Genomic DNA, 17,759 nt, shown 5'->3' with positions numbered 1-17,759 from the left:
AGCAGGCCGCCAGCGCCCTCCGTGCGGCTGACCTGCAGTTTCGCCCGGTCGGCCGAGGCTGGGCACCCGTGTGCGTCCCTAGCGTTCCTGTCATCCGCTCACCGCGGTGCCCCGCCTCCGACAGGACCGACCGACATGCACCGTCTCGCCGCCTTCCTGACCGCCCTCCGCCGCAGCCGCGCCGAGCGCGCCAGCGCCGCCGGCCTGACCGCGCTCCTGCCGGTCTGGCACGTCGGCGGCTCCGCCGTCACCACCATCCACCGCTGACCGACCAGGAGACTCCTCATGAACGCACCTCTCGCCGCCTCCGGCACCACCACCCTCTCCTCCGCGGAGCCGGACCTGACGACAGCGTCCGCGCCGGCGGCGCGGGCGGCCGTCGTCGCCCGCGGCCTGACCAAGACCTACGGCAGCGGGGACGCCGCCGTCCACGCCCTGCGCGACGTGAGCGTCGACATCGCCGAGGCACGGTTCACCGCCGTGATGGGCCCGTCGGGCTCGGGCAAGTCGACCCTCATGCACGTCCTCGCCGGGCTCGACACCGCCGACTCCGGCGAGGTCACGGTCGGCCCGGCCCGGCTGACCGGGATGAAGGACAAGGAGCTGACCCGGCTGCGCCGCGACTACGTCGGCTTCATCTTCCAGCAGTTCAACCTCGTCCCGACCCTCACGGCCCGCGAGAACCTGCTGCTCCCGCTGCAGCTCGCCGGCCGCAAGGCCGACCCCGCGTGGTTCGACGTGGTCGTCGACGCGGTCGGGCTGGGCCACCGCCTGAGCCACCGGCCCAGCGAGCTCTCCGGCGGCCAGCAGCAGCGCGTCGCCGTGGCCCGGGCGCTGGTGTCCCGGCCGCAGGTGATCTTCGCCGACGAGCCGACCGGCAACCTCGACTCGCGCACCGGCGCGGAGGTGCTCGGCCTGCTGCGCGCGTGCGTCGACGACTTCGGGCAGACGATCGTCATGGTCACCCACGACCCGATGAGCGCCGCCCACGCCGACAGCGTCATCTTCCTCGACGACGGCCAGATCGTCTCGACCATGGCCCGTCCCACCGCCGACGGCGTCCTGGCCGTCATGCGCTCGATCTCCACCACCCACGACCTTCCCGCCGGAGCCTGACATGCTGACCGTCACCCTCAAGGGCATGCTCGCCCGCAAGCTGCGCCTGCTGCTGTCCGCCGTCTCGGTGGTCCTCGGCGTCGCCTTCGTCACCGCCAGCTTCTCCCTCGGCGACAGCATCAGCGGCGCCTTCGACGACCACATCGCCAACGCCAACGCCGGTGTCGACGCGGTCGTCATGGCCGGGGCCGCCGACGGCTCCTCACCGGGGGCGCTCACGCCGTCCCTCGTCGGGGCCCTCGCCGAGGTCGACGGGGTCACCGCCGTCGCCGGGACGACCACCGGCTTCGCCCAGCTGCGCGACCCCGGCACGGGCGCCAGCCCCGCCGACGCCAGCGGCGCCGCCATCGGATGGATCGAGGACGACGTCCTCAACCCGCTGACCCTCGTCGAGGGGTCGGCGCCGCTGCACCGCGACGAGGTCGTGATCGACCGGGCCAGTGCCGAGTCGCTCGGGCTGCAGATCGGGGACAGCACCCGCCTGATCACCCACGCCCCGGCGCGTGACGTCACCGTCGTCGGGCTCGCCGAGCTCGGTGACGGGGGCATCTCGGTCCTGGGCATCGAGGCGGCCACCGCGGGCGAGGTCTGGGGCTACGGCGACGGCTTCTCCGAGATCCGCGTGCGCGGCGAGGAGGGGCTGACCGAGGCCCAGGTCGCCGACGCGGTCGAGGCCGCGCTCGCTGCCGCCCCCGGCACCACCGGTGCCGGCGACGGAGCCACCGACGCTGCGGCTGCGGCGGCCGTCACCCCCTCCGTCTACACCGGCACGGAGGTCACCGAGGCCAACGTGGCCGCGCTCGAGGAGCAGACCGGGGTGATCACGACCTTCCTGCTGGTCTTCGCCGGCATCACCCTCTTCGTCGCCGGCTTCCTCATCCTCAACACCATCTCGATGCTCACCGCGCAGCGCAGCCGCGAGCTGGCCGTCCTGCGCGCCCTCGGCGCCTCCCGCGGCCAGCTGGTCCGCGGTGTGGTGGCGGAGGCGGCGACGATCGGCGTGGTCGGCTCGCTCGTCGGCCTCGCCGCCGGTACGGGCGTGGCCACCGGCCTGGTCGCCCTGCTGAGCCGGCTCGGCCTGGGCCTTCCCGAGACGACGGTCTCGCTGGAGCTGCGCACGGTGCTCGTCGCGCTCGTGCTCGGCCCGGTGGTCACGGTCATCGCCTCGCTGCTGCCGGCACGCAGAGCCTCGGCCGTGCAGCCGGTGCAGGCCATGCGCGAGGCCGCGGTCCCGCGGACCCGCCGCCGGGTGAGGGCCACGGTCGCGACCGTCCTGACGCTCCTCGCGGTCACCGCCTCCGTGCTCGGGGTGCGCGAGGTCTCCACCCCGCTGGTCGGTGCCGGTGCCGTGAGCATGGTCCTGGCGGCCGTCGTCTGGGGCCCGCTGCTGGTCGGACCGGCCACCCGCGTGCTCGCCCGGCCGTTCGTCCGGCTGGCCGGCCGCCCCACCCGCCTGGCCGAGGGCAACGTCATCCGCACGCCCCACCGCTCCGCCGCCACGTCGGCCGCGCTGGTGGTCGGGGTGGCGCTCGTCTCGGCGACCGCGGTCATCGGCTCCTCGATGAGCGGCATGGCCGAGAGCGAGATCAAGGGCAGCCTGGACGCCGACGTCGTGGTCTGGTCGATGGGCGGTATGCCGTTCGGCGGCGAGGCCGCCGGCGCCGTGGCCGGGCAGGACGGCGTCGAGGAGGTCGGGGCGGTCAAGATCGCCGAGGCCGACGTCGCGGTGGGCGCCTCCGCCCCCGCCACCGAGATGGTCAGCGCGATGGACCCCGCCCTCGCCCACGACATGCTGCACCTGCGGATGGTGGAGGGTTCGACGGCCGACCTCGCCGACGGGCGCGTGCTCGCCGTCGAGGGCGAGGCCGGCCTCGGTGACAGCGTCTCGGTGACCGTGCCCGGTGCGGCGCCCCTGGAGCTGACGGTCAGCGGCCTCTACGAGGGCACCCCGGCCCTGGGCACCTACCTGGTGACCGCGGCCGACCTGGCCGGCATCGCCCCGCAGGCGGCCGACGTCTACCTGCTCGCGACCGCCGAGGAGGGCACCACCGGCGAGGAGCTGCAGGCGACGCTGGACGCCTACCTGGTCGACGCCTTCCCGCTGCTGCAGGCCATGACGATGGACGGCTTCGTCGAGGCCAACCGCAGCGTCGTCGACCAGGCGGTCACGATGATCAGCGCGCTGCTCGGCCTCTCGCTGCTCGTCGCGCTGCTCGGGGTGGCCAACACCCTCGGCCTGTCGGTGATCGAGCGGACCCGCGAGATCGGCATGCTGCGCTCGATCGGGATGAGCCGGCGGCAGGTCCGCTCCATGGTGCGGGTCGAGGCCGTGCTCATGGCGACCTACGGCGCCCTCCTGGGCGGCGCGCTCGGCCTGGTGCTGGGTCGCACGGTCTCGGCGGTGCTGATGGACGGCATCGACCTGCCGGTGTCCGTGCCGGCCGGCCGGCTCGCGCTCTACGTCGGGGTGGCGGTCGTCGCCGCGGTCGTCGCGGCCACCCTCCCGGCCCGACGCGCTGCGCGGCTCGACGTGCTCGACGCCGTCAGCGCCACGTAGCGGTACCTCCCAGGACGCCGACGCCGGCGACCGCAGCAGCGGTCGCCGGCGTCGGCGTGCCCAGGGCGAGGCCCCTCAGGGGCGCAGCATGACCTTGATCGCGCGCCGCTCGTCCATCGCGGCGTAGGCCTCGGCCACCTCGTCCAGGGGCAGGGTCAGGTCGAAGACCTTCCCGGGGTCGATCGTCCCGGCGAGCACCTCGTCGCGCAGCTGCGGGATGTAGGCGCGCACCGGCGCGACGCCACCGGTCAGCCGCACGTTGTGACGGAACATCGTCCCGATCGGCACCTCGACGCCGTGCGGCACCCCGACGAAGCCGACGGTGCCGCCCGGCCGCGCGGACGCGAACGCCTGCGACATCGAGTCGCCCGTCCCGACGCACTCCAGCACCCGGTCGGCGCCGACCCCGTCGGTCAGCTCCAGGATGCGCTCGGCGCCCTCGTCACCGCGTTCGGCCACGACGTCGGTCGCGCCGAACTCACGGGCCACCGCCTGCCGGGGCTCGTGGCGCGACATCGCGACCACCCGCCCCGCACCGAGCCGGGAGGCGGCCAGCACCGCGGAGAGGCCCACGGCGCCGTCACCGACGACCACCACGGTCTCGCCCTCCCGCACCCCGGCCGAGACGGCGCAGTGCCAGCCGGTGCCCATGACGTCGGACAGGGCCAGCATCGAGGGCAGCTGGTCGACGTCCGGGACCTCCGGGGTCGCGACGAGGGTGCCGTCGGCGTAGGGCACCCGCACGACCTCGCCCTGGCAGGCCGGGGTCGGCTCCCCGTCCCCGTCCAGCCCGCCCCAGCCCTGGCCGCCGCGCACGCAGGAGGTGTGCACGCCATACCGGCAGTGGGCGCACTCGCCGCAGGAGTAGCGGAAGGGGGCGATGACGAACTGCCCGGGACGCACGGTCCGCACGTCCGCGCCGACCTCCTCGACGATGCCGACGAACTCGTGGCCGATCGGCCGCGCCTCGGTGACCTCGTTGACGCCCCGGTAGGGCCACAGGTCGGAGCCGCACACGCAGCTGGCGGTGACGCGCACGACCGCGTCGGTCGGGCGCAGGATGGTGGGGTCGGGCACGGTCTCGAGGCGGACGTCGCGGGTGGCGTGGATGATGGTGGCGCGCATGCGACCCATCCTGTCAGCACGTGCGACCATGAGATGCTGCCGCGTCCGGGTCGGCCGCGCGGTCCTGGTCACTGGTGGAGGAGTGAGGGTATGTCGTTCCACGTGGGCTCCGAGGTGGGCCGGCTGCGTCAGGTGATCGTCCACCGGCCGGGCCTGGAGATGCACCGGCTGACGCCGGACAACAAGGAGCAGTACCTCTTCGACGAGATTCTCTGGGTCGAGAAGGCCCAGCAGGAGCACGACCACTTCGTGCAGGTCATGCGCGACCGGGGCGTGACCGTGCACCACTTCGACCGGCTCCTGCGCGAGACGCTCGCGATCCCGCAGGCCCGGGAGCACATCCTCGACCACTCCCTGGACGAGCGGCACGTCGGCCCGTTCGGCGCCGAGGAGCTGCGCGTGATGTTCGAGGGGATGGACGACGGCGAGCTCACCCAGCACCTCATCGGCGGCATCACCAAGACCGAGGTGCTCGACCGCATACCGCACCCGCAGTCCCTGACCATCGAGCAGCTCGACGCCCACGACGCGATCCTCGCCCCGCTGCCCAACCACCTGTTCACCCGCGACACCTCCGCCTGGGTGCACGGCGGGGTGGCCGTCAACGCGATGCACAAGAAGGCGCGGCGGCGCGAGACCGTGCACTACGCGGCGATCTACCGCTACCACCCGCTCTTCGCCGACGCCGGGATGCAGTGGTGGACCGAGGGCATCGACGACGGGCCGGCGACGGCCGAGGGCGGCGACATCCTCGTGCTCGGCGGCGGCGTGGTCCTCGTCGGCCTCTCCGAGCGCACCACCGCCTCGGGCGTCGAGCGGCTGGCGCGCTCGCTGCTGAGCAGCGGCGAGGTGCAGACCGTCATCGCGCTGGACATGCCCAAGGCGCGTGCGGTCATGCACCTCGACACCGTGATGACGATGATCGACGAGGAGACGTTCACCCGGTACCTCGGGCTGCCGGACCTGCCGACCTGGTCCATGACGGCCGGCGACGAGGCCGGCGGCGAGCTCGACGTCGTCGTCGAGCGGCACGCGCCCGAGGACATGATGAAGGTGATCGGGCACGCGCTGGGGGTGCCCAAGCTGCGCGTCCTGGCGGCCGACCAGGACCCGCGCGCCGCCGCCCGGGAGCAGTGGGACGACGGCTGCAACGTGCTCGCCCTCGAGCCGGGCGTGGTCGTGGGCTACGAGCGCAACACGGTGACCAACGACTACCTGCGCTCCGAGGGCGTCGAGGTGCTGGAGATCTCCGGCTCCGAGCTCGGGCGCGGGCGCGGCGGGCCCCGCTGCATGTCCTGCCCGGTCGAGCGCGACCCGCTGCGCTGACGTGCCCCCGCGTCGACGGATCGACCCCGCGGCGGGGGAGGAGGCCCTGGCGGTATGGCGTGCCGCGCCGGAGGCCTCCGGCGTCCCGCGGGCGACGCTGGCCACCGCCGTGCGCTACACCACCGAGGAGCTCGCGGCGCGCGCCCCGGGCCGGTCGGTGGAGGTGCGGGTGCCACCCTTCGCGGCGGTGCAGTGCGTCGAGGGACCGCGGCACACCCGCGGCACGCCGACCAACGTGGTCGAGACCGACCCGCAAACCTGGCTGGGCCTGGTGACCGGGCGCACCGGCTGGGCCGAGGCCGTGGCGAGCGGCGCGGTGCGGGCCTCGGGCACGCGGGCCGACCTCACGGCATACCTGCCCCTGGCCTGAGCAGGCCTCAGGCGTCCTTGAGCCGCCCCCAGGCGTGCCAGCGGTCGATCTCCACCCAGGCGCTGACGCGGCTGCGGTCGCGGACCGCGTAGGGCCGGCCGGTGTAGTGGCGGGCGATGCGGTCGATGTCGGCCAGGTCGGTGTCGTCGGCGATCTGCACGACCCGGCCCAGGAGGCTCACGTGCGTGATCCAGTCCTGGGGGTCCATCGCGCTGAGGCTGACCCGGGGGTCGGCGCGCAGGTGGTCCAGGCGCTTGCGGCCCTCGTCCATGTTGACGAGGACGCGGTCGCCGTCGAGGACGTACCAGGTCGGCACCGACACCGGGTGCCCGTCGGAGCGCACGGTGCTGATCGTGGCGTGGTTGGGCCGGGCGAGGAACTCGGCGACGGCGTGGGGCAGCGGGGGCTTGGGCACGCTGGACTCCTCTGAGGGGGTGCGGGAGGGATGCTGCTTGCCCTGCCGACCCTAACCAGGGGCGGCGTGGGGGACACTGGGGCGGTGGCACGAGACGACGACATGGAGATCATCAGCGAGCCGGGCCCGGAGCACGTTCCGGTGCGGCGGCGACCGGACCTGGTGCGCTTCCTCGTCCTCGGCGGGGTGGTCGGCTACGCGCTCGGCAGCCTCCTGGGCTGGCTCGGGCCCGACGCCCCGGGCAGCAGCACGCTGCAGGAGATCATCCTCCTGGGATCTGTGGGCCTGATCTTCGGGGTGCTGCTGGCGGCGGTCGTCTACCTGGTGGCGGACCGGCGGTCCTCCCGGTAGCGGGCTGGCGGTGATCGCCACCCGCGCCGGTGAAACCGTCCGGTGCGGGCGACGACGTCCCGTGCGGGGGAAGCTTCCCCCGCACGAGCACGCTCCGTCGGCACGAGCGGACTCTCCCCGCGGCCAACCCGGCGCCCGTCAGCGCTGCGGCACCTCGCAGCCGTCCGGTCCGCAGGCGCCCGCGTCGTCGCCGCTGACCGTGCCGGGGATCGTCTGCAGGGCGGGCTGGCGCTCGGCCCAGGCCCGCTCGACGGCGCCGGCGAAGACCTCCGTGGGCTGGGCCCCGGAGATGCCGTAGCGACCGTCGACGACGAAGAACGGCACCCCGGACGCTCCGTAGGCCCGCGCCTGGTCGACGTCGGCGCCGACCTCGGCGTCGAAGTCGTCCCCGGACAGCACCCGCCGCACGGCTCCGGTGTCCAGACCGGCGGAGACGGCGATCTCCTCGAGCAGCACCTGGTCGGTCACGTCCTTGGCCTGGACGAAGTAGGCCTCCAGCAGAGCCTCCTTGAGGCTGCCCTGCAGCTGCGGGCCGCCGACCTGCAGCGCGAGGTGCAGCAGCCGGTGGGCGTCCCGGGTGTTGAGGTGCAGGGTGCGGTCCAGCCGGTAGTCCAGGCCCTCGGCCGCCGCGAGCTCGCTGACGCGCTCCTGCATCTGGGCGATCTGCTCGGGGCCGCCGCCGTACTTCCTGGCCAGCGCGACGGTCGAGGTCTCCACCGGCGGGACCGGGGCGGAGGGGTCGAGCTCGAAGGAGCGCCACACCACCTCGACCTCGTCGGCGTGCTCGAAGCCCTCCAGGGCGGACTCGAGGCGGCGCTTGCCGATGTAGCACCACGGGCAGGCGATGTCGGACCAGACGTCGATACGCATAGTGGCGGCAACGTTACGTGACGTGTCAGCATTCCGCCGGGGCCAGGGTGCGCACCGGCGGCGGGGGTCGGCCCCTGTGGGATGATCCAGGGGTGGCACGCGCTGACGGACGGCTCTCGCACGACCTCCTGCCCGGGGAGCGGCTGCCCCAGGACGCCTGCGGCGTCTTCGGGGTGTGGGCGCCGGGCGAGGAGGTCGCCAAGCTCACCTACTTCGGCCTCTACGCCCTGCAGCACCGCGGCCAGGAGGCGGCGGGCATCGCCACCAGCGACGGCCGGCGGCTGGTGGTCTACAAGGACATCGGCCTGGTCAGCCAGGTCTTCGACGAGTCGGCGCTCGCCTCCCTCCAGGGCCACCTCGCGGTCGGTCACTGCCGCTACTCCACGACCGGCCGCAACTCGTGGGAGAACGCCCAGCCCACCCTCGGCGGGACCGGCGACCACACCGTGGCGCTCACCCACAACGGCAACCTGATCAACACCGCGGAGCTGCGCGACCTGCTTGCCCAGTCCCACGGGGGCGACCTGTCGACGTCCCGCGGCGAGGTCGGTCGGGGCAACACCACCGACACCGCGATCGTCACCGGGCTGCTGACCGCCGACGAGGACGTGCCGCTGGAGCAGGCCGCCCTGCGGGTGCTCCCGCAGCTGCGCGGGGCCTTCAGCCTCGTCTTCTGCGACGAGTCGACGCTGTATGCCGCGCGCGACCCGCAGGGGGTGCGGCCCCTGGTCCTCGGTCGCCTCGAGCGCGGCTGGGTCGTGGCCTCCGAGACCGCGGCGCTGGACATCGTCGGCGCCTCGGTCGTGCGCGAGGTCGAGCCGGGCGAGCTCATCGCCATCGACGAGAACGGCCTGCGCACCCAGCGCTTCGCCGAGCCGGCGCCCAAGCGCTGCGTCTTCGAGTGGGTCTACCTCGCCCGCCCGGACACCACGATCGCGGGGCGTCAGGTCTATGACGCCCGCGTCGAGATGGGCAGGCGGCTGGCACGGGAGCACCCGGTCGAGGCCGACCTCGTGATGCCCACGCCGGAGTCCGGGACGCCGGCGGCGATCGGCTACGCCGAGGCGTCGGGCATCCCGTTCGGCCACGGGCTGGTCAAGAACGCCTACGTCGGCCGCACCTTCATCGCCCCGAGCCAGACCATCCGGCAGCTGGGCATCCGGCTCAAGCTCAACCCGCTGCGCGACGTCATCAAGGGCAAGCGCCTCGTGGTCGTCGACGACTCGATCGTGCGCGGCAACACCCAGCGTGCGCTGGTGCGGATGCTGCGCGAGGCCGGGGCCGCGGAGGTGCACGTGCGCATCTCCTCGCCGCCCGTGCGCTGGCCCTGCTTCTACGGCATCGACTTCGCCACCCGTGCCGAGCTCATCGCCACCGGGCTCGACATCGACTCGGTGTGCGCCTCCATCGGTGCCGACTCGCTGGGCTACATCAGCGAGGAGTCCATGGTCGAGGCCACCGCGCAGGACCGGTCCTCGCTGTGCACCGCCTGCTTCTCGGGCCACTACCCGATCGAGCTGCCGGAGGAGGGGCGGCTGGGCAAGGACGTGCTCGAGCTGCAGTTCCCCGTGGCCGACCCCCAGAGCCCGGCCAGCGCCGACGAGGTCGGGACGCTGGACGTCGACCGGGTGCGCAGCAGCGCCTCCGCCGGAGGCGCCGCGGCGGTCCGTCGCCCCTGACGGCCCGGCTCAGGGGTGCCGGACGTCGATGACGATCCGCGCGGGGTCGCTGAGCGGGAAGATGCGGTACTCGGTGTCCTCCGTCAGCCCCACGAAGATCTGCTGCTGCCCCTCGAAGAGCACGCCGAAGACGACCTCGGTGACCACCTCGGTGCCCTGGCCCTGGACGGTCCCGCCGTCGTAGCGCTCCGGCCGGTCCGTGGTCCAGTCGATGCCGTTGACCCCCAGCTCGAGGAACCGCTCTCCCTCGACCTCGACGGGCCGGCCCGAGCCGTCCTCGAAGGTCTCGTCGACGAGACGCGCGAACCAGCCCAGGGCCACCTCGTCGCCGGTGAGGTCGAGCACCACGCGGTCGTAGCCCTCGTGCAGGCCGGTGCGGACGCCGGTGATCTCCTGCGGCTCGGCCGCCTGCCCGGGCGCCTGCTCCGACATCTCGCTGGTCCACGGCGGCAGGCTCGACGGCGGGAGCCCGGTCTCCGTGGCGTCACCGGTAGGCTCCCCCGAGGTCTCCGTCTCCGTCGCGCCACCGGTGGAGGTCTCCGTCCCGGTCGCGGTCTCGCTCTCGGTGGGCTCGTCGGTCGTCGGCGCCTCGGTCGTCGGCTCGTCCGTCGTGGGAGTGGTCGTGCTGGTGGGCGTCGGGGAACCGCCCGGCTCCGGCTCGTCCTCGCCCTGGCACCCGGTCAGCAGCAGCGCCGTGACCACCGCCCCTGTCATCCAGCCTGCCCGCCTGCTCATGCTTCGACGGTACTCCTGGGGCGCATGGGCCCACCAGGGGTGGCGGTGCGCGGTGATGTTCCCTGCGTCACCCTCAGGGCCGCGCCCGGCACGGCATACCCTTGTCGGGCACGCCCGCACCTGACCGAGGGGACGTCCATGAGCTCGTCTGACAGCCAGCCGATCACCTACGCCACCGCAGGGGTCGACGTCCATGCCGGCGACCGTGCGGTGGAGCTGATGAAGGAGTCGGTGCGGCGGGCGACCCGCCCCGAGGTGCTGGGCGGGCTGGGAGGCTTTGCCGGCATGTTCGACGCGAGCGCGCTGAAGGGGATGCGCCGGCCGGTGCTGGCGACCTCCACCGACGGTGTCGGGACCAAGGTGGCGATCGCGCAGGCCATGGACGTGCACGACACGATCGGGCAGGACCTGGTGGGCATGGTCGTCGACGACATCGTCGTCAGCGGGGCCGAGCCGTTGTTCATGACCGACTACATCGCGTGCGGCAGGGTCGTCCCGGAGCGCATCGCCGCGATCGTGTCCGGCATCGCCCGCGGCTGCGAGCTCGCCGGCGTCGCCCTGGTCGGGGGCGAGACCGCGGAGCACCCGGGCCTGCTCGGGCCCGAGGAGTATGACGTCGCCGGCGCCGCCACGGGCGTGGTGGAGCACGACGAGATCCTCGGCCCCCACCGGGTCGAGCGGGGCGACGTGATCCTGGCGCTGCCGTCGTCGGGCCTGCACTCCAACGGCTACTCGCTCGTGCGTCGGGTGCTGGCCGCCGCGGGGTGGGAGTGGGACCGGCACGTGGACGAGCTGGGCCGCACCATCGGGGAGGAGTGCCTGGAGCCGACGCGGATCTACACCCGCCCGCTGCTGGAGCTCGTGCGCGCAGGCGTAGGACTGCACGCGCTGTCCCACGTCACCGGGGGTGGGCTCGCGGCCAACCTGGCGCGGGTCCTGCCGGCCGGCTCGCTGGCGACCGTGGAGCGGTCGTGGACGCCCCCGCCCATCTTCCGCCTGGTGCAGGAGCTGGGCCGGGTGCCGCTCGCCGACCTGGAGCAGACGCTCAACATGGGCGTGGGCTTTGTCGCGGTCCTCGCGCCGGAGCACGTCGGGCGGGCCTCGGGCATCCTGGCCCAGCACGGGATCACGGCACGTGTGGTCGGTGCGGTCGGGGACCCCTCCGTCGCCGAGCGCCACGCCGAGCCGGTGGTCCAGGGCGCCAAGGGCGTCGACGGGGGAGCGGTGCAGATGGTCGGGACCTACCCGGCCTGAGGTCGGTCGCGAGCAGCTTCACCGACTCGTGCGCTGGGCACGTGCTGCTGGACGGCGTCGACCGCGCAGGCTCACCTGGGAGGGCCGCACGGCCTCCGACCTTGGGCCTAGAACGGCGGTGGGGGCGTGTCGTCCGGGCTCGGTCCCGCCGACTCGTCGCCGTCCGGGGATGGTCCGTCCTCCTGGCCCAGGGTGGTCCAGTCGGGGTGATCGAGCACCTCAGCGGGGTCGTGGGCGATGAGCTGCTCGGGGGTGGGGGTGCCTGGCGCGGAGCCGGTGCGCCGTCGTCCGTCGGGGGCGGTGTGGCGGATCCAGATGGCGTCCCGCAGACCGAGGAGGGCCTCGTCGCTGTCGGGGTCGTCGTCGTTGGCCTCCAGCCGGGCGCGGGGTCGCGGTGGGTGAGGGCGGCGTAGACGAGCAGGGAGGCGAGGTGGCGTTGCTCCTCGCGGGCGAGGTCGGCCCCGGCCTCGGGCCTCTCAGCGGGGCCTGAGGTTGCTCCTGAGGGTGGCGGCGCGGGGTGGGGGCCAAGGCGGCTGAGGTACTGGCGGTAGTCGTGGGGGCGTGTCGGGTAGAGGCGGCCCCAGAAAGAGGTCCAGGTGACGTTGCGGGAGCGGTCCATGACGGCGTGCCAGAACTTCTCGGTCTTCAGGGCGTGCCAGGGACGGTCGGCGGCCTGCAGGTTGGTCTCGCTGGTGGGACCGCCCAGGAGGTACTCCTGCACGTGGTCGAGGTCGCAGCGCTCGGCCGGGACGGTGGAACCGGGCGCCCGCGAGGTGACGTCGGCCGCGTACAGCTGGGCGCGCATCGCCGCGTCTGGGGCGTAGCGGGCCACGGAGCGTTCCAGACATCGCCCGTCGGCGGGATCGGTGAGCAACCGGTACAGGGTGGTGCCGGGGCGCCCGGCGATCCTGGCGATCTCGGCCCGGGACAGGAAGCGGGAGAAGCGGCCCAGGGTGCGCCCGACCCCGGCCGGGACGGCGGCGTCGGCTGCGCCCTCGGACGTCAGCCCGGTGGCTGGCTGGGCGTCCGGGGGCGGGGCGTCGGACGGTGGCGTCGGCTGGGCCGTCGTCGGAAAGGGGTTGGTCGTGACCGCCTGGCCGGTGAGGACGTCCCAGGGGACGATGACCTGCAGCTCGTGGGCGGGGGTGCCGGAGATGACGTCGGCCAGGCCGGTGATGTCCTCGGGGGTGAGGAGGTTCGGCTCGTCACCGAGGTCGGGCAGGAACAGGGTGCCGTGCAGCAGCAGGGCCCGGGCCGTGTCGGAGCGCAGCGCGCTCAGCGTGCGGGGGTCGCCGGCGCGGCGGGCCCTGGTCGCGATCGTCTGCAGGCGCTCGAGGCAGGCGGTGACCGAGGCGGCGTCACCGGTGATGACCAGCTGGGCGGTGCCGTCGTCGTCGAGGACGGCGTAGGCGTCACGGGCGGCGTGCTGGGCCGCCCGCTTCTTCTCCTGGGCGGCGGGGTCCTCGTGCTGGCTGGCGAGGCGCTCGAGGGCGGTGTAGAACACCTTCTTGGGCCAGGGGGCGTCGCTGACCTGCCCGTCCGGGGTGAGGCGTTCGTGGGCGACCTGGTCGGCGGACACGCCGGTGGCGAACAGGGCTCGCGCGATCGCGGCGGCGGACTCGTGCGGCAGACGGGTGCACCGCCGCCACCACGCCAGCACGAGGTCCCACCCGGCGATCCCCGCCGCCAGGCCCTGCTCGGCAGGGGCGCTGGAGGCCTGGGGCGCGTTGGCGACGGCGACCACCTCGCGGGCGGTGCTGGCGCCCAACCCGGTCGCGGTCCTGACCTCGGCCGCGGTCAGCGCCTTGGCCCGCGCCCGCCAGCGGGTGAACGCGGTCGCGGACAGCTCCTTAGGGGTCGTCACGCCCTTGCGCCGGAGCGTCTCCTCGCCGGTGCGGGCGGTCAGCTCCCGGGTGGCGTGCACCCGGGCAGCGGCCAGGCGCGCCGTCAGCCGGTGCGCGGCCTCGACCGCGTCGAGGGCCTGCGGCCCTGCCAGCTGCTGACCCGACAGCGCCGGTGCCAGCGCCACCAGCTGCTCACGCACCGGCTGCGGCAGGTCGCCCCGGTCCGCGTCCGGGTGGGACAGGCGCAGCACCCCGTCCAGCCCGACCGTGGCCCGCGATGCCCACTCATGAGGGACGAAGGAGCGCAGCCGACGCAGGTCCAGCATGCCGTCCGGTGCGAGGACATCCGAGAGCACCGCTGCCCGGGCCACGTCGTCAGCCGACTGCTCCGCCACGTCCTCACCCCCCAGGGTTGTCTCCCCGACACCTCAACCGGTGCCGATGTCGTAGACCTAGGCGAGTACATCTGTGCGAACCAAGGTTCGATATCCACAGGCGCGTCGCGGGACAGGCGGTGGCCCGACGGGGGCGCCCCCTGCGGTGCTCAGTCCTGAGGCGTCACCAGCACCCAGTAGGTCGTCGGGCCCTGGGAGCCGACGTTGGCCGACCAGCGGACCCGCTCGGAGTCCGTGGTGAGCGCACGCCGGATCGTCTCGTTCTCCGGCTCGGCGAGGACGACGCTCTCGGCCGGGGTGCCGGTCCTCATCTCCATCGCGTTGATCACGGTGTTGATGCGGATGTCCTCGAAGGTCCAGGACGACCCGGTGGTGGAGTCCGCCTGCGTCTGGGTGCCCTCGTGCCACATCGTCACCTCGTCCCCCTCGATGGTCGCCGGGTCGCAGGCCGCGGCCTGCACCTCCTGCCACGTGGAGTCCGCCGTCAGGGGCGCCTCGCAGCGGCGCAGCTCGAAGGTCACGTCCTGCACGTCCCAGTAGCGGTTGTAGGCGACCGTGGCCACGACCGCGACGACCGCGAAGAGCAGGCCGAGCGTCCACCATCCCCGGTTGCCCCCGGGCCGTCCCCTGACGATCGCCTCGCTGTGGGTCCACTTCGCCTCGTGGCGGGCACGCTGAGCCATGTCGTCCTTCCCCTGGTCGACCTCCAAGGCTAGCCGCCAGGTGTATGGAGCACGCGCACCCGGGTGGGGGCCTCGAGCTCAGTCGGTCAGGACCCCGGTCTGGACCGCCCACAGGTCGGCGTAGGGGCCGGGGCGGCCGACGAGCTCGTCGTGCGTGCCCGCGTCGACGACGCGTCCGCCCGCGAGCACCCAGATGCGGTCGGCGTGCCGGACCGTCGAGAGCCGGTGCGCGACCATGACCGTCGTGCGCCCCTGGCTCACCTCGGTCAGGGAGCGCTGGATCGCGGCCTCGGTCTCGTTGTCGACCGCCGAGGTCGCCTCGTCGAGGATGAGCACGGCCGGGTCGCGCAGGATCGCCCGGGCCAGGGCCAGCCGCTGCCGCTGCCCTCCCGAGAGCGTGACGCCACGCTCCCCGACGTGGGTGTCGTAGCCGTGCGGCATCGAGGCCACGAACTCCGCGGCCTCGGCCTGCTCGGCGGCCCGCACGATCTCCTCCCGGGACGCACCGGGGCGCCCGTAGGCGATGTTGTCGGCGATCGAGCCCTCGAAGAGGAAGACGTCCTGGGCCACATACCCGATCCGGCCGCGCAGCCCCTCCCAGGTCAGCTCGCGCAGGTCGACGCCGTCCAGCAGCACGCGGCCGGCGCGCGGGTCGGTGAAGCGCAGGAGCAGGCGCAGCAGCGAGGACTTGCCCGCCCCCGTGGGACCGACGACCGCGTGGACCTCACCGGCGGGCACCACCATCGAGACGTCGTGCAGGACGTCCGGCCCGTCGGCATACCCGGCGCGCACGTCATGAAGCTCCAGCTGCCCCGTGACGGCCGGCATCGTGCGGTCGCCCGGCAGCGTCAGCGGGCGCTCGTCGAGCAGCACGAGGATGCGGCGCACCGAGGCCATCGCCCGCTGGTAGAGGTCGAGGACCTCGCCGACCGAGGTCAGCGGCCACAGCAGGCGCTGCGTCATGAAGACGAGCACGGAGTAGAGCCCGACCTCCAGGGTGCCGTCGAGCGCCATCCAGCCGCCGAGCAGCAGCGTCATGGTGAAGCCCACCAGGATCGCCATCCGGATCAGCGGGACGAACGCTGCCGAGGCGCGGATCGCGTCGGCGTTGGCCAGCCGGTAGGCGTCGGAGGCCTCGCGGACCCGCTCCAGCTCGCGGTCCTCGGCGGTGAAGGACTTGATCGTCGCCATCCCGCCGAGGTTGCCGGAGACGAGCCCGCTGATCCGCGCCACCGCGGAGCGGACCACGGCATACCTGGGCTCGAGGCGGCGCTGGAACCACAGCGACCCCACGATGATCACCGGGATCGGCAGGAACGCCAGCAGCGTCAGCGTCCAGCTGCTCGCCGCGAAGACCGCGCCGACCAGCACGACGTTGAGCGCGAGCGTCCAGAGCCGGTCGACGCCGGTGTCCAGGAAGCGCTCGAGCTGGTTGACGTCGTCGTTGACCACCGCGAGCGTCGAGCCCGTCGAGCGCGACTCGTGCCAGGCCATGTCGAGGCTCTGCACGTGCCCGTAGGTCTCCAGCCGCAGGTCGTGCTCGACCTGCTGCGCCAGGTTGCGCCAGGTCAGCGCCGAGAGGTAGTCGAACGTCGACTCCAGCACCCAGACGACGGCGTTGACGACCGCCAGCCACAGGATCTGCTCGTGGCGGTCGGCGACGCCCAGGAGGGAGGCGACGAACGAGTCCGACCCCCGCACCACCACGTCGATCGCGGCACCGATGAGCAGCTCGGGCATGACGTCCATGACCTTGCGGACCGTGGACAGCACGAACGCCAGCACCACGCGTGCGCGGTACTGCCGGTACCTGACCCAGAGCTGGGTCAGCGGGTGGCTGGTGGGGGTGGTGCTGGCAGGAGGTGCCTGCGGCACCTCAGCCTCGGCCGCCGGCGGCCCACGACTCGTAGTCGTCCTCGCCGCCCTCGGCCGCGTACGCCGCATACGCGGCGTAGGGGTCCTCGTCGTCCTGGTCGTCACCCTCGTCGTCCGCCGGCGAGCTGTCGTAGCTGTAGTCGCCGCGCGAGCTGTGGAGCTCACGCTCCAGAGCGGTGAGGTCGGTGGACGGAGCCGAGTACTTCAGCTTCCTGGCCACCTTGATCTGCTTTGCCTTGGCCCGGCCGCGCCCCATGGCGTGACCCCCTTGTGTCGAGTCTGCCGGGGCGGCATCGCTTGCTGACGGATCAGGTCGCGGAGCCGGCCCGGGGATTGTGAGCGTTCGTGGTGCCAAGGCTACATGAGGCGACCCTCACATCCCGCATCGGTCCACGCGCGCCACACCTCCGGCGCGCACCCGCACCGGGTATGACGTGCACGGACGTGAGGGCGGCGCCCCGCTACTCCCGTCCCCGGCTCCAGGTGCGGGCGAGGAGCCCGGCGACCCCCAGACCCAGGAGGGCGACGACCACCCACGCCCAGACGGGCAGGCCGCCCATCCCCTGCGACTCCGCGGGGTCGGCGGTGACGTCCGCGTCGTCGGTCCCGCCGGTCTCCTCGGCCTGGGCGGTGTCCCCGGCGGTGGCGGTGTCGTCCGCCGCCGCAGTGTCGTCGGCCGTCGCGGTGTCGTCCGCGGTTCCCGTGTCGTCCGCCGTCGCGCTGTCCTCCGCGCTCCCGGCGGAGGGGGAGTCGTCGGGGTCGTCCTCGCCCTCGACCGTGAAGCTGAACTCCCCGGAGATGGGGTGCCCGTCCTGGCTCGTCACCCGCCAGATCACCGCGTAGTCACCGTCGGCGAGGTCGTCGAGCAGGTCCTGCTCCACCACCGTGCCGTCGACGTCTGGGTCGCCGTCGACGACCGACCGCCCGGAGCCGTCGGTCACCGCCACCTGCGCCCCGAGGTCACCGATGGCCCCGGAGAAGGTGAGCTCGATCTCGTCGGGGGCCTCGACGGTGGACCCGTCCTCGGGGTCGCTGCCGACGAGCTGGTCGTGCGCGGTCGCGGTCCCGGCCGGGGCCACCAGCAGGGTGGCGAGGAGCAGGGCCACGGACGAGCGACGCGCACGGGTCATGCCCTCAACTGTACGAACGGCGCCTACGCTGCTG

Annotated in this window: 16 protein-coding genes; 8 read left to right on the top strand and 8 right to left on the bottom strand. The window is 73.6% G+C overall.

Annotation, left to right across the window (positions count from 1 at the left end; all coding sequences use genetic code 11):
• Window positions 1-135: 135 nt before the first annotated feature.
• The 3 genes from K330_RS24550 to K330_RS0112190 are packed head-to-tail and all read left to right on the top strand — an operon-like array spanning window position 136 to window position 3,673.
• The gene (locus K330_RS24550; RefSeq protein WP_022922101.1) at window positions 136-267 is read left to right on the top strand and encodes a hypothetical protein; all 132 of its coding nucleotides are present in this window, start codon (window positions 136-138) and stop codon (window positions 265-267) included.
• A gap of 18 nt (window positions 268-285) precedes the next feature.
• Complete coding sequence (locus K330_RS0112195; protein WP_022922100.1) at window positions 286-1,116, top strand: ABC transporter ATP-binding protein; 831 nt, start codon at window positions 286-288, stop codon at window positions 1,114-1,116.
• Between the two features lies 1 nt (window position 1,117).
• On the top strand, window positions 1,118-3,673 hold the full coding sequence (locus K330_RS0112190; RefSeq protein WP_022922099.1) for an ABC transporter permease: 2,556 nt from the start codon (window positions 1,118-1,120) through the stop codon (window positions 3,671-3,673).
• Between the two features lie 75 nt (window positions 3,674-3,748).
• Here K330_RS0112190 and K330_RS0112185 read toward each other — a convergent pair whose 3' ends face one another.
• Entirely contained in the window at window positions 3,749-4,798 is a 1,050-nt protein-coding gene (locus K330_RS0112185; protein ID WP_022922098.1) for a zinc-dependent alcohol dehydrogenase family protein, read from the bottom strand.
• A gap of 90 nt (window positions 4,799-4,888) precedes the next feature.
• Between K330_RS0112185 and K330_RS0112180 the strand changes: the two genes are divergently transcribed.
• A complete protein-coding gene (locus K330_RS0112180; RefSeq protein WP_022922097.1) occupies window positions 4,889-6,124 on the top strand; it encodes an arginine deiminase in 1,236 nt (411 codons plus the stop codon).
• A gap of 1 nt (window position 6,125) precedes the next feature.
• A complete protein-coding gene (locus K330_RS0112175; protein WP_022922096.1) occupies window positions 6,126-6,494 on the top strand; it encodes a sterol carrier family protein in 369 nt (122 codons plus the stop codon).
• A gap of 7 nt (window positions 6,495-6,501) precedes the next feature.
• On the opposite strand, the gene K330_RS0112170 is transcribed toward K330_RS0112175, so the two are convergent.
• Complete coding sequence (locus tag K330_RS0112170) at window positions 6,502-6,909, bottom strand: TIGR03618 family F420-dependent PPOX class oxidoreductase (RefSeq protein ID WP_022922095.1); 408 nt, start codon at window positions 6,907-6,909, stop codon at window positions 6,502-6,504.
• A gap of 84 nt (window positions 6,910-6,993) precedes the next feature.
• On the opposite strand from K330_RS0112170, the gene K330_RS0112165 reads away from it, so the two are divergent.
• Window positions 6,994-7,260: a hypothetical protein gene (locus tag K330_RS0112165; RefSeq protein WP_156875787.1), complete on the top strand. Its 267-nt coding sequence runs from the start codon at window positions 6,994-6,996 to the stop codon at window positions 7,258-7,260.
• A 138-nt stretch (window positions 7,261-7,398) separates the two neighbouring features.
• Here K330_RS0112165 and K330_RS0112160 read toward each other — a convergent pair whose 3' ends face one another.
• Window positions 7,399-8,130, bottom strand: coding sequence for a DsbA family oxidoreductase (locus K330_RS0112160; protein WP_022922093.1), 732 nt, complete (start codon window positions 8,128-8,130; stop codon window positions 7,399-7,401).
• A gap of 92 nt (window positions 8,131-8,222) precedes the next feature.
• Here K330_RS0112160 and purF point away from each other — a divergent pair, with 92 nt between their 5' ends.
• A complete protein-coding gene (gene purF / locus K330_RS0112155; RefSeq protein ID WP_022922092.1) occupies window positions 8,223-9,809 on the top strand; it encodes an amidophosphoribosyltransferase in 1,587 nt (528 codons plus the stop codon).
• Window positions 9,810-9,818: 9 nt separating this feature from the next.
• Here purF and K330_RS22810 read toward each other — a convergent pair whose 3' ends face one another.
• Window positions 9,819-10,544: an AMIN-like domain-containing (lipo)protein gene (locus K330_RS22810; RefSeq protein ID WP_156875786.1), complete on the bottom strand. Its 726-nt coding sequence runs from the start codon at window positions 10,542-10,544 to the stop codon at window positions 9,819-9,821.
• Window positions 10,545-10,682: 138 nt separating this feature from the next.
• Between K330_RS22810 and purM the strand changes: the two genes are divergently transcribed.
• Window positions 10,683-11,798, top strand: a complete 1,116-nt coding sequence (gene purM / locus K330_RS0112145; RefSeq protein WP_022922090.1) for a phosphoribosylformylglycinamidine cyclo-ligase — start codon at window positions 10,683-10,685, stop codon at window positions 11,796-11,798.
• Window positions 11,799-14,186: 2,388 nt separating this feature from the next.
• Here purM and K330_RS0112135 read toward each other — a convergent pair.
• The 4 genes from K330_RS0112135 to K330_RS22805 all read right to left on the bottom strand — a co-directional run bounded on the left by K330_RS0112135 (window position 14,187) and on the right by K330_RS22805 (window position 17,725).
• Window positions 14,187-14,720 carry a hypothetical protein gene (locus K330_RS0112135; protein WP_022922088.1) on the bottom strand — a complete coding sequence of 178 codons (534 nt, stop codon included), beginning with the start codon at window positions 14,718-14,720 and terminating at the stop codon, window positions 14,187-14,189.
• A gap of 78 nt (window positions 14,721-14,798) precedes the next feature.
• A complete protein-coding gene (locus K330_RS0112130) occupies window positions 14,799-16,595 on the bottom strand; it encodes an ABC transporter ATP-binding protein (RefSeq protein WP_022922087.1) in 1,797 nt (598 codons plus the stop codon).
• A 1-nt stretch (window position 16,596) separates the two neighbouring features.
• The gene (locus tag K330_RS0112125; protein WP_022922086.1) at window positions 16,597-16,851 is read right to left on the bottom strand and encodes a DUF3073 domain-containing protein; all 255 of its coding nucleotides are present in this window, start codon (window positions 16,849-16,851) and stop codon (window positions 16,597-16,599) included.
• A gap of 205 nt (window positions 16,852-17,056) precedes the next feature.
• Window positions 17,057-17,725: a copper resistance CopC family protein gene (locus tag K330_RS22805; RefSeq protein WP_022922085.1), complete on the bottom strand. Its 669-nt coding sequence runs from the start codon at window positions 17,723-17,725 to the stop codon at window positions 17,057-17,059.
• Window positions 17,726-17,759: the final 34 nt, after the last annotated feature.

Source organism: Ornithinimicrobium pekingense DSM 21552 (genome assembly GCF_000421185.1).
GTDB lineage: Bacteria > Actinomycetota > Actinomycetes > Actinomycetales > Dermatophilaceae > Ornithinicoccus > Ornithinicoccus pekingensis.
This window is presented reverse-complemented; position numbering and strand designations above follow the sequence as displayed.

Bases quoted from the DNA above. Each gene is read 5' to 3' on its own strand.
- K330_RS24550 (WP_022922101.1), top strand. From the start codon at position 136: ATGCACCGTCTCGCCGCCTTCCTGACCGCCCTCCGCCGCAGCCGCGCC.
- K330_RS0112195 (WP_022922100.1), top strand. From the start codon at position 286: ATGAACGCACCTCTCGCCGCCTCCGGCACCACCACCCTCTCCTCCGCG.
- K330_RS0112190 (WP_022922099.1), top strand. From the start codon at position 1,118: ATGCTGACCGTCACCCTCAAGGGCATGCTCGCCCGCAAGCTGCGCCTG.
- K330_RS0112185 (WP_022922098.1), bottom strand. From the start codon at position 4,798: ATGCGCGCCACCATCATCCACGCCACCCGCGACGTCCGCCTCGAGACC.
- K330_RS0112180 (WP_022922097.1), top strand. From the start codon at position 4,889: ATGTCGTTCCACGTGGGCTCCGAGGTGGGCCGGCTGCGTCAGGTGATC.
- K330_RS0112160 (WP_022922093.1), bottom strand. From the start codon at position 8,130: ATGCGTATCGACGTCTGGTCCGACATCGCCTGCCCGTGGTGCTACATC.
- K330_RS22810 (WP_156875786.1), bottom strand. From the start codon at position 10,544: ATGAGCAGGCGGGCAGGCTGGATGACAGGGGCGGTGGTCACGGCGCTG.
- purM (WP_022922090.1), top strand. From the start codon at position 10,683: ATGAGCTCGTCTGACAGCCAGCCGATCACCTACGCCACCGCAGGGGTC.
- K330_RS0112135 (WP_022922088.1), bottom strand. From the start codon at position 14,720: ATGGCTCAGCGTGCCCGCCACGAGGCGAAGTGGACCCACAGCGAGGCG.
- K330_RS0112125 (WP_022922086.1), bottom strand. From the start codon at position 16,851: ATGGGGCGCGGCCGGGCCAAGGCAAAGCAGATCAAGGTGGCCAGGAAG.
- K330_RS22805 (WP_022922085.1), bottom strand. From the start codon at position 17,725: ATGACCCGTGCGCGTCGCTCGTCCGTGGCCCTGCTCCTCGCCACCCTG.